Genomic DNA, 10365 nt, shown 5'->3' with positions numbered 1-10365 from the left:
CTGGGCCTGGGCGGACTGCCCTTCGAGTCCACCGAGCTGCACCTGGCGGCAGGAAGCCTGCTCGCCCTCTACACCGACGGCCTGATCGAGGCCGCGGGCCGCGACATCGACCAAGGGCTGGCACTGCTACGCCACGCGCTGACCCATCCCGCCCCGTCCCTGGAGGACACCTGCGACAGCGTCCTGGACGCGCTACTGGCCAAGCGCCCGACCGACGACGTCGCCCTGCTCCTCGCCCGGACACACACCCTCGACGCCGATCACGTCGCCACCTGGAGCCTGCCGGCTGAGCCCGCCGTCGTCGCCGACGCCCGCAAACAGGCCTCTCACCAACTGACCATCTGGGGACTGGACGACGCCGCATACATCACCGAGCTGGTCGTCAGCGAGCTGGTCACCAACGCCATCCGCTACGGCGGTGGCCCCATTCAGCTACGGCTCATCCAGGACAACACCCTCATCTGCGAGGTCTCGGACGCCAGCAACGCCGCCCCCCACCTGCGCCGGGCCCGCGTCTTCGACGAGGGCGGCCGCGGCCTGCTCCTCGTCGCCCAGCTCACCCAACGATGGGGCACCCGGCAAACCTCCACCGGGAAGACCATCTGGGCCGAACAACCCCTCCCCTACGCCGAACTCCCCGCATAGATGAGGTCTCGTCAACCTGATCCCCAGCTGATCCCCAGCGTCCTAGCAGCACCCCTTCGACCTGCCGGCCCGCTACCTTTCGATCTGCCGAGCTACGATCTTTCGATCTGCCGAACCGGCCATCCAAGCCGCACTGCGCATACGACGGCACCCCGACCGGTCATCCGACGGGGAAGTCGGGGACGGTGATCGAGCCGTCCGCCGCGAGCGGGAAGCCCGGGTTGTACGCAATCTCCCAGGCGTGGCCGTCGAGATCGGTGAAATACCCCGCATAGCCGCCATAGAACGTCTTGGCCGGCGGACGGGTGACCGTGGCCCCTGCCCGCTCCGCCGCCGCGATGAGACCGTCGACCTCCGCCTCGGCCCGAACATTGTGTGCGAGGGCGACACCACTGAAGCCACCTGCCGGCCTGTCCGTGATACTCCCGTCCGTAAAACCGCAGTCGCGCGCGAGTTTGTCACGACCCCAGAGGACCAGCGCGATGCCGCCGGCCTGAAAGAACACGGTCTCTTCGACCTCCTGACCGTGCCAACCCAGCCGCTCATAAAACGCCCGAGCGCGCCACACGTCGGCAACGCCCAGTGTGATCAAGCTGACACGCTGCTCCATTACTGAAGCCTACTTCGCCAGGGGCGCAGGCCCGGCCACCAACGATGCAGCCAGCCTCTTAACGATGTGAATCCGATGCTCCTACCACAACACCAAATTCACATCGTTCCCAAAGAGCGACCGGCAACAGTCCCGCGACACCGCGGCCCGTGTCGCCGGGTCATCGAGAAACCGGGCTACCCCGTCGGCCCGCGCCCGCAGCACGACCTCAGCCAGGGTGCTCTTGCCAACCTGGCGGGCACCGTTGACGACCACGACCCGCGTGTCGGCCAGCGCCGCTGTGATCAGGTCCACCGCTGCGTGACAGCCTGCGGCTTCGCGGTGGCGGCCATTGACCCGCAGCGTGAGTAAACAGGTGCGAAATGTCGTCTTGACGCGCCCCTGCACCCATCCCACCGCACGAAACAGCTGAGGAATTGATAAAGTCTGCTTCAGGTGTGCCGGGAAGCCTGGTCGGCGTGGGGGATGGACTGCAGCGATCCGCGGCAGCAACCCCGATCACGGACCAGAGGTTCGGCGGATGCGTGCGGTGGGGACAGTCCTCTTTCTTGTGGTGCTGGCAACCGCGGTAGCCACCGGGGCACGCCGCTGGCGGGTGCCCGCTCCACCGCTGCTGGTGCTGGCCGGTCTTGCAGTGGCGCTCATGCCGGGCACTCCTGCCTTGCACATAGCTCCGCAGACCATCGGTCTGGTCGTCCTGCCTCCGCTGCTGTACGCCTCCGCCGAGGAGCTGTCCCTGCGCGACCTGCGCATGGTGTGGCGGCCGGTCGTTGTTCTGGCGTTCGGCCTGGTGCTGGCCTCCTCCGCCGCCGTGGGCGCGGTGACCGCTGCGCTCACGCCGTTGCCGGTCGCCATGGCTTTCGTGCTGGGCACGGTGCTGGCCAGTACCGACCCGGTCGCGGTCACCGCGCTCGGCCGCAGGCTCGCGCTTCCCGGCCGGGTGCAGGTACTGGTACAGGCGGAGAGCCTGTTCAACGACGCCACCTCGCTGGTGCTCTTCAAGGTCGCCGTCACCGTCGCGGCGGCCTCCGGCGCGGTCAGCTGGGACGTGGTCGGCGGTGAGTTCGTCCTGCTTGCGGGCGGTGGCAGTGCGATCGGCGCGGTGGTCGCGGTGGTGGTCGCGGCCATCCGCCGCCGCACCACCGACCCCGTGCTGGAGACCGTGATCGCCCTGATCACCCCGTACACCGCCTATGTGCTGGCCGAGTCCGCGCACATGTCGGGGATCACCGCCGTCGTGGTCGCGGGCGTGCTGCTAGGCCGGTCCGGGCACCAGCTCAGTGACGCCCATATCCGGCTGCAGCTGCACGCCGTGTACGCAGTGGTGATCTTCCTGCTCGAGAGCGTCGTCTTCAGCATCGTCGGCCTTGAACTGCCGTCCCTGATCCGTGAACTCCCGGCCGGAACCGGTCTGTGGCCGCTGCAGGCACTCGCCATCGCCGCCACTCTGATCGCCCTGCGGGTGGTGTGGATGTTCCCGCTGTCCGCGGCGGTCAGGCCCACCAGCGGCCGCCCGTCCTGGCGCCTGGCGGGCGTGGTGACCTGGGCCGGCACCCGGGGCGTGATGCCGCTGGCCGCAGCCCTGTCCATCCCGCTCACCGCCACCGACGGCACCCCACTGCCCGGGCGCCCTCTGATCCTGACCCTCACCACCGCCGTCGTCGTCTTCACTCTCGTCCTCCAGGGTCTGAGCCTTGCCCACGTCGTGAGCCGCTCCGGACTCGCCCTCGAACCCGAGCACACCGCCCGGGAGGAAACCCGTGCCCGCGACCGACTCATCCACGCCGGACTCACCCACCTCGACGACCTCACCGGGCTGGATACCGTCCCGGAGGCGGCCATCGACCGCGTGCGCCGCAACCTCCACGCACGCCTGGAGCAACCCACCGAGCACAACGACGACCAGCCGGGCAGGACCCTCCTCCAGGTATACCGCGAGCTGCGCCGCGAGGTGATCGCCGTGCAGAACGCCGAGCTACGCCGCCTGTATGACGCCCACCAGGTCAGCGATACGACACGTCGACGCCTGCAACGCGACCTGGACCTGGAGGAGACCGGTCTGGGCGGGCGCTGAGGTTCCAATAACCCCGACAGAGGATTGTCGTTGCCGCGGCGACCTGCCAGGGAGGGGCCGCACGTGCTTGACTGGTTAGAGTGCCCGACAACAGGGGAGTGGATCAAGGAGCGGGACTGAGGCACGTAGATCGCGAGGCGGAGGAGGGAGTCACCCTGGTGTTGGGTGTCGACCGACGACAACGATGCGAGGTGCGCGCCCCAGCCCCGCGACACCGCGCCCCTGTTGCCGGGCGCTCTTAACCATGACGGCGCCCCGTTCGGCCGTGCGTGCGGTACTGATCACCGTCGACGATGACCAGAGCGTCTCCCGTGCGGTCAGCCGCGACCTGCGACGGCGCTACGGTGAGAACCACCGGATCATCCGAGCCGAGTCGGGCGAGCAGGCGCTGGACGCCATGCGTGAGCTGAAGCTGCGCGGCGACCAGGTCGCGGTGATTCTGGCCGACTACCGCATGCCGCGGATGAACGGCATCGAGTTCCTCGAACAGGCGATGGACCTGTTCCCCACGGCCCGGCGGGTGCTGCTGACCGCGTACGCCGACACCGATGCCGCGATCGACGCCATCAACGTCGTCGATCTGGACCACTACCTGCTCAAGCCGTGGGATCCGCCGGAGGAGAAGCTCTACCCGGTCGTGGACGCCCTGCTCGACGCCTGGCGCACCACGGACCATCGGCCCGTGCCGGAGACCAAGGTCGTCGGCCACCGCTGGTCGGCGCGGTCGCACGAGGTCCGCGATTTCCTCGCCCGCAACCAGGTGCCCTACCGGTGGTACCTCGCCGACGAGCCGGAAGGCGAGCGGCTGCTGGCCGCGGCCGGAGCGGACGGCGTCACCCTCCCGGTTGTGATCACCGAAAACGGTGAGGCACTGGTGGAGCCCACCGATTCCGAACTCGCCAACCGGGTCGGGCTCAGCACCGCGCCGGCCGCCGACTTCTACGACGTGATCGTCATCGGCGGGGGTCCGGCGGGCCTGGGCGCGGCCGTGTACGGCGCATCCGAAGGGCTGCGGACCGTGCTGGTCGAGCGGACCGCAACCGGTGGCCAGGCCGGACAGAGCTCACGGATCGAGAACTATCTCGGCTTCCCCGACGGAGTCTCCGGGGCGCAGCTCACCGACCGTGCCCGCCGACAGGCAACCAAATTCGGCGCCGAGGTACTCACCGCCCGTGACGTCGTCGGCCTGGAGGCCAACGGCTCGGCGCGGACGGTGCACTTCGCCGACAGTGGACAGATCGGCGCCCACACGGTCATCCTGGCGACCGGCGTGTCCTACCGGCAGCTGGCGGCTCCCGGGCTGGAGACGCTGACCGGCCGCGGCGTGTTCTACGGCTCCGCGCTGACCGAGGCGTCCGGCTGCGCCGGGCAGGAGGTCTACATCGTCGGCGGGGCGAACTCCGCCGGGCAGGCGGCGGTGTACTTCGCCCGGCACGCCCGCTCGGTGGTCATGCTCGTCCGCGGCCCGTCGCTGGAAGCGTCCATGTCCCACTACCTCATCGAGCAGATCGCCGGCATCCCGGCAATCTCGGTACGGCCCTGCACCGAGGTCGTCGCCGGCCATGGCACGCAACACCTGGAGCAGCTGACGCTCCGTGACAATGCGACCGGTGCGACGGAGACGATCGATGCGCAGTGGCTGTTCGTCTTCATCGGGGCGGCGCCGCGCACCGACTGGTTGGACGGCGTGATCGTCCGCGACGGCCGCGGATTCGTCATAGCCGGCCCTGACCTCGTGGTCGACGGACAACGACCCCGCGGATGGCCCCTGGACCGGGATCCGTACCACCTGGAGACCAGCGTTCCGGGTGTCTTCGTGGCCGGCGACGCGCGGGCCGAGTCGGTGAAGCGAGTCGCGTCCGCGGTCGGTGAGGGTGCTATGGCCATCACCCTGGTCCACCGGTATCTGGACAAGCGATGACCGACCCAGCGCAGAGCGCCACCGCGCCTCCGGCCACCTCGGCCACCTCGACGGCGTGCAGCCCGGACGAGCTCCGCACGCTGTTCCTGTTCGAGAAACTCACCGAGGACCAGTTGGCCTGGCTGTGCGCGCAAGGACGCGCCGAGTCCATCGGACCAGGACAGGTCTTCACCGAAGGCGAGCCTGCCACCTGCTTCTACGTGCTCATCGAGGGCGCGCTGGTGATGTCACGGCGGATCGGTGCCGACGACGTGGAAATCAACCGCACATCCCAGCGAGGCGTGTACGCGGGCGCCTTTCAGGCCTACCTGGGCGACCGTGTGCCGCAGGTCTACAGCGCCTCGTTGCGGGCCAGCGAGCCGTCGCGTTTCTTCGTGCTCCCGGCGGATGCGCTGGCGCGGCTGATGCACGAATGGTTCCCGATGGCCGTGCACATGCTGGAGGGGTTGTTCCTCGGCATGCGGACCACCCAGCAGGCGGTCGGTCAGCGGGAACGGCTGCTGGCGTTGGGCTCCCTGTCCGCCGGGCTCACCCATGAGCTGAACAATCCGGCCGCCGCCGCGGTACGGGCCACGTCGGCGTTGCGGGAGCGGGTCGCCGGGATGCGGCACAAACTCGGCTTGATCGCCTCGGGACCCTACGACCGGGCCACCCTGGAAACCCTGATCCGACTGCAGGAGGAGGCGGTGGAGCGGGTCGCGAAGGCGCCCGTTCTGACTCCGCTGGAGGTCGGCGACAGGGAGGATGCGGTCACCGACTGGCTCGACGAACACGGCATCGCCGGCGGGTGGGATCTCGCCCCGACCTTCGTCCAGGCCGGTCTCGACCTGCCCTGGCTGGACCAGGTCACGGCCAGCGTCCCCGGCGCGATACTCGAAGGTGCCGTCCGGTGGCTCAACTACACGGTCGAAACCGAGCTACTCGTGAACGAGATCGAGGACTCCACGACTCGGATCTCGACCCTGGTGACCGCCGCCAAGCAGTACTCCCAGCTGGACCGCGCGCCCTACCAGCGGGTCGACGTCCACGAGCTGCTGGACAGCACCCTGGTCATGCTCGCCGGCACGATCGGCGAGCGCATCACCGTTGTCAGGGACTACGACCGGACGCTACCGAAGATCCCCGCCTATGCCGCCGAACTCAACCAGGTCTGGACAAATCTGATCGACAACGCGGTCGCCGCCATGGACGGCGCCGGCACGTTGACCGTGCGCACGACATCCAGCCAGGACCACCTGGCCGTCGACCACCTGGTGATCGACCACCTGGTGGTCGAGATCGCGGACACCGGGGCGGGCGTGGCACCGGAGATCCGTGACCGGATCTTCGAACCGTTCTTCACCACCAAACCGGTGGGCGAGGGCACCGGTCTGGGCCTGGACATCTCCTGGCGCATCGTGGTCACCAAACACCACGGCGACCTGTCAGTGGAGTCAGTGCCCGGTGACACCCGCTTCCGGGTGCGGCTGCCTGCCCAGCCAGCCGATGAAGCGACCGTATGACCGAGCGAGCCGTATGACCGAGCGAGCCGTATGACCGAGCGAGCCGCAAGAGCGAGGTGAGCCGCATGACTGAGGTGACCACGATCGATCCGTCCGCGACACCGAGCGGAACGGGATGCGCCGAATGCACCGCCGGCAACGGCCCCGGATGGTGGTTCCATCTGCGTCGCTGCGCCCGATGCGGCCACATCGGCTGCTGCGACTCCTCCCCCTCCCAGCACGCGAGCGCGCACGCGGCCACAACCGGCCATCCGCTGATCCGCAGCTTCGAGCCAGGCGAGACCTGGTTCTGGGACTACCAGACCGAACAGTTCTACGACGGGCCGCCGCTGGCGCCACCCGAGCATCACCCACTGGGCCAACCGACGCCCGGCCCGGTCGGGCGGGTGCCCGCCGACTGGCAGGACCACCTGCGCTGAGAACGGATATCGTCCGTCAACAAGATCGGCGCGAGTTTGTCGTCAGGTACGCATATCCGGCCAAAAACCGTACCTAACAACAAACAAACGCCGATCATCGCCTCCATGAAGGGTCTCGCTCCGAGAGCCCGATTCAGAAGTCAATCATCTGGACCAGTCAAGCACGCCAGGCCGCGATCAGGTCATCCGGGCCCACCGTCCGGATCGGCAGGTCGGCGGCGACACCGTTCCGACTGACTGCGAGCAACTCGGTGGCCGAACCGGCCCCCGGTACCGCCGCCGTATCACGAACCAGGGTGGCATGGTCGTGCCGGTCAAAAGGCTTCACGGTTTGCCATTTGATGCTGCCGGTAAACAGAATCCGGGTGGCTGCGCCCTGGCGGTCGGCACCGACGAGATCGATCTCGGGATTGTTCTGCCGATTCCACCACCCGCCGACAGCTTCCACCTCGGACCATCCGAGTTCCGGTGCGATACGCAGCAGCGCCTCCCGGATCACAGGCTCGACGGCACGGCCGCGCCAGGTGGTCCAGGAGCGCCGTACCCTGCGTAGCAGCAAATCGGCGCGTCCACGTTCGACCAGAGGCAGCCCCGCTTCGACGAACGCCAGAAAGAAACGCAGGTACGGGTCGGCCACCCGATAACGACGGTCCTTCTCGGCGGGTTTGACCGACAACGGAGTATCGACAGCGATCACCCGTTTGGCTTCGAGCAGACGTAGGGCGTTGGTCAGTGAGCTGGCAGCCATCGGCTCGACCCCGGACGACATTGCCGCGCGAACCCCGCTCCACGTGCGTTCGCCGTTACCGATCGCGGTAAGCACGGACCGGGCCTGAAGATAACCGGGGAACTCGGCGGCGAGCGAGCGTTCACCCGAAACCAGCAGCGCAGCGGTCGGATCGGCCAGCGATTCGCCAAGAAAGTTCTCGACGGACTCCCCTGGGCGCCATTCCTGGCAGATCAACGGCAACCCACCGGTGACAAGATACGCGTCGATCGCCTCAGCCGCCGGCAGATCGAGCATGGAACCGACCTCGGCGGGGTTCAGCGCGGGCAACACCATCACCGTCCCGCGTTGGTGGAACGGACGCCGGTAGTCGTCCAGACGTTCCATCATGGCCAGATCCGAACCGATGAGCACGAAGAGCACCGGTTTGCGTGCGAGCATCGTGTCCCACGCCGTCTGCAACGTCCCTTCCAGGGCAGGGTCGGCGTCGATCAGCCAGGGCAACTCGTCGATGACCACGATGCTCGGGGAGTCGGCGGGCAGCGCCGCAGCGAGCTGGCGGAACACCGCCGTCCAGGTCGGCAGCACCGTACCGTCGGCGAACAGGTCCCGGCCCGGAAGCTCCGATTCGCCCACGGCTGCGGCGAAGGCAACCCGCTCTGCCGCCGGATCAGCGCCCTGGCTCGCCTGAAAGAACACCGATGGGACGCCGGCTCGCTCGCAGAACACCTGGACCAGCCGTGACTTGCCAACCCGGCGCCGCCCCCGCAGCAGCACCGCCACCCCGGGAAGGTCACGCCGGGCGTCCCCCACCCGCGCCAGCAAAGCGTCCAACCGGGCAAGCTCCGCTGCCCGACCGACGAACCCGTTCGCAGCCACCCGACACTCCTCCCGCTCGAACTCCAGTCGACTGTAGTTCAACCCGATGGAGTTACCGTCGCTCCTCATCGACCAACCCTGCACGCAGTGACAAGCCCCACGTACGTTCCGCACATCGTTTCAGATGTCGATCATCTAGGCCGGCACGGCACGCACCTCGCCTATCTGTGCGGCGCGCAGCCGGTAGATCGGGTCACGACCGGTGAGCCGATCAGCCGAGACGGTGCGGACCTGTGCAGACATGCCCCACTGGGAACAGAATTGATCCTCTGCATTTCAACGACCTCCATTGGCCGCAGCAAATATTACATGATCTCGACACTAACCAAAACAAGACAGTAGAAAAATCGACGCCGAGAAGCGGACAGCCGAACGGCGGCGGCGTCGCCGTATCGGACTACGTGACGACTATCGACCCTTCGCCGACAGCCGATGGCGCGCATCAGCGGGTACCGCCCGCCGACAGGATCGGCGCGAGTTTGTCGTCAGGTACGCCTATCCGGCCGAAAACCGTACCTAACAACAAGCAAACGCCGATCATCATCTCCAAAGGCAGGGGATCTAAATAGTCGACCTCTTTCGCTTGGAGAGAAAGCAGCCGATACCCGAACCTGGCCATGATCAATCTTCGGTGAACTTATAGGATTCCTCTCCGATTCTGTCCACTTCGTCCTCGCCGATGGCAGCTTCGAGCGCATCGCCGACCACTCGCCTTAGGTGAGCCAAGCGACGGCCCATGTCATGCTCGACCACGTATCCGAAGAGCAGCGCAGGGTCCCGCCCCCCGCCCTCAATCCGGGATCCTATACGGTCCAGTGCGACAACGAATTCGTTCAGGTCACGGAACGCATCGATAGCGTCATCGATACCGATCATCACAGTATCCAGTTTGTGTTCACTCACTAGCGCACCACCCTGATGTTGGTGACCGCGATACGGACGCCGGTAGTCGTCCAGACATTCCATCATGGCCAGATCCGAGCCAATGAGCACGAAGAGCACCGGTTTGCGTGCGAGCAGCGTGTCCCACGCCGTCTGCAACGTCCCTTCCAGGGCAGGGTCGGCGTCAATCAACCAGGGCAACTCGTCGATGACCACGATGCTCGGGGAATCGGCGGGCAGCGCCGCGTCGTGGGTCGACCACGATGAGGTCGGTAGAGCCCATTATTCATACACCAACGCAGCCGAGAAGATCATAGCAATCAGTTCCCAAGACGGCGCGTCCGGCACATCTTCGCCCCGGTTTGAAAAGAAACCGTCTAGTGCCTGTATCCAGTACCCTGCAGCCTCAATGAACTCCAACGAAGACGAGTTCTCTACCGGCATGCGACCATCACGAACCCGATCGGCGAGGCCGATCAAGTATTGGACAAGGTTCGCCCGTGACGTTACAGCCTGGGCATCTTCCGGCCTCATCGACGCCACACCTCTCCAGTCCCTCGAATCAGAATAGAATCTCCACCAGTTTTATTCGTGAATTTCCAGGCCTCATTTGCCTCTTCTGCAGATGTCGCCATCAGGTAGGGCACTTCTAGCATGCCAGATTTCTGAAAGGTTACAAGCCTTCGATTATCAAGAGTATACAGGG

The 10365-nt window shown here is 66.7% G+C and carries 9 protein-coding genes; 5 read left to right on the top strand and 4 right to left on the bottom strand.

All coding sequences use genetic code 11. The features are described 5' to 3' along the window. On the top strand, positions 1-645 hold a 645-nt coding region (locus U9977_RS09000; RefSeq protein WP_322748740.1), incomplete at its 5' end, for a SpoIIE family protein phosphatase. A 160-nt stretch (positions 646-805) separates the two neighbouring features. Here the strand turns inward: U9977_RS09000 and U9977_RS08995 are convergent. Continuing rightward, positions 806-1255, bottom strand: coding sequence for a VOC family protein (locus U9977_RS08995; RefSeq protein WP_416210530.1), 450 nt, complete (start codon positions 1253-1255; stop codon positions 806-808). Positions 1256-1336: 81 nt separating this feature from the next. Continuing rightward, on the bottom strand, positions 1337-1642 hold the full coding sequence (locus U9977_RS08990) for a hypothetical protein (protein ID WP_322748738.1): 306 nt from the start codon (positions 1640-1642) through the stop codon (positions 1337-1339). 133 nt (positions 1643-1775) lie between these two features. Between U9977_RS08990 and U9977_RS08985 the strand changes: the two genes are divergently transcribed. The 4 genes from U9977_RS08985 to U9977_RS08970 all read left to right on the top strand — a co-directional run bounded on the left by U9977_RS08985 (position 1776) and on the right by U9977_RS08970 (position 7171). Further along, on the top strand, positions 1776-3329 hold the full coding sequence (locus U9977_RS08985; RefSeq protein WP_322748737.1) for a Na+/H+ antiporter: 1554 nt from the start codon (positions 1776-1778) through the stop codon (positions 3327-3329). Positions 3330-3573: 244 nt separating this feature from the next. Further along, a complete protein-coding gene (locus tag U9977_RS08980; protein ID WP_322748736.1) occupies positions 3574-5250 on the top strand; it encodes an FAD-dependent oxidoreductase in 1677 nt (558 codons plus the stop codon). Continuing rightward, positions 5247-6752 (top strand): ATP-binding protein, encoded by a 1506-nt coding sequence (locus U9977_RS08975; protein WP_322748735.1) that lies wholly within the window; start codon positions 5247-5249, stop codon positions 6750-6752. The genes U9977_RS08980 and U9977_RS08975 overlap by 4 nt, the downstream gene beginning before the upstream one ends. Positions 6753-6817: 65 nt before the next feature. Next, the gene (locus U9977_RS08970; protein ID WP_322748734.1) at positions 6818-7171 is read left to right on the top strand and encodes a UBP-type zinc finger domain-containing protein; all 354 of its coding nucleotides are present in this window, start codon (positions 6818-6820) and stop codon (positions 7169-7171) included. 157 nt (positions 7172-7328) lie between these two features. Here the strand turns inward: U9977_RS08970 and U9977_RS08965 are convergent, their stop codons facing one another. Continuing rightward, a complete protein-coding gene (locus U9977_RS08965) occupies positions 7329-8846 on the bottom strand; it encodes an ATP-binding protein (RefSeq protein WP_322748733.1) in 1518 nt (505 codons plus the stop codon). 552 nt (positions 8847-9398) lie between these two features. Further along, entirely contained in the window at positions 9399-9875 is a 477-nt protein-coding gene (locus U9977_RS08960) for a hypothetical protein (protein ID WP_322748732.1), read from the bottom strand. Positions 9876-10365 lie beyond the last annotated feature (490 nt).

Origin of the sequence: Protofrankia sp. Cas8 (assembly GCF_963555845.1) — a bacterium.
Classification (GTDB): Bacteria; Actinomycetota; Actinomycetes; order Frankiales; family Frankiaceae; genus Protofrankia.
This window is presented reverse-complemented; position numbering and strand designations above follow the sequence as displayed.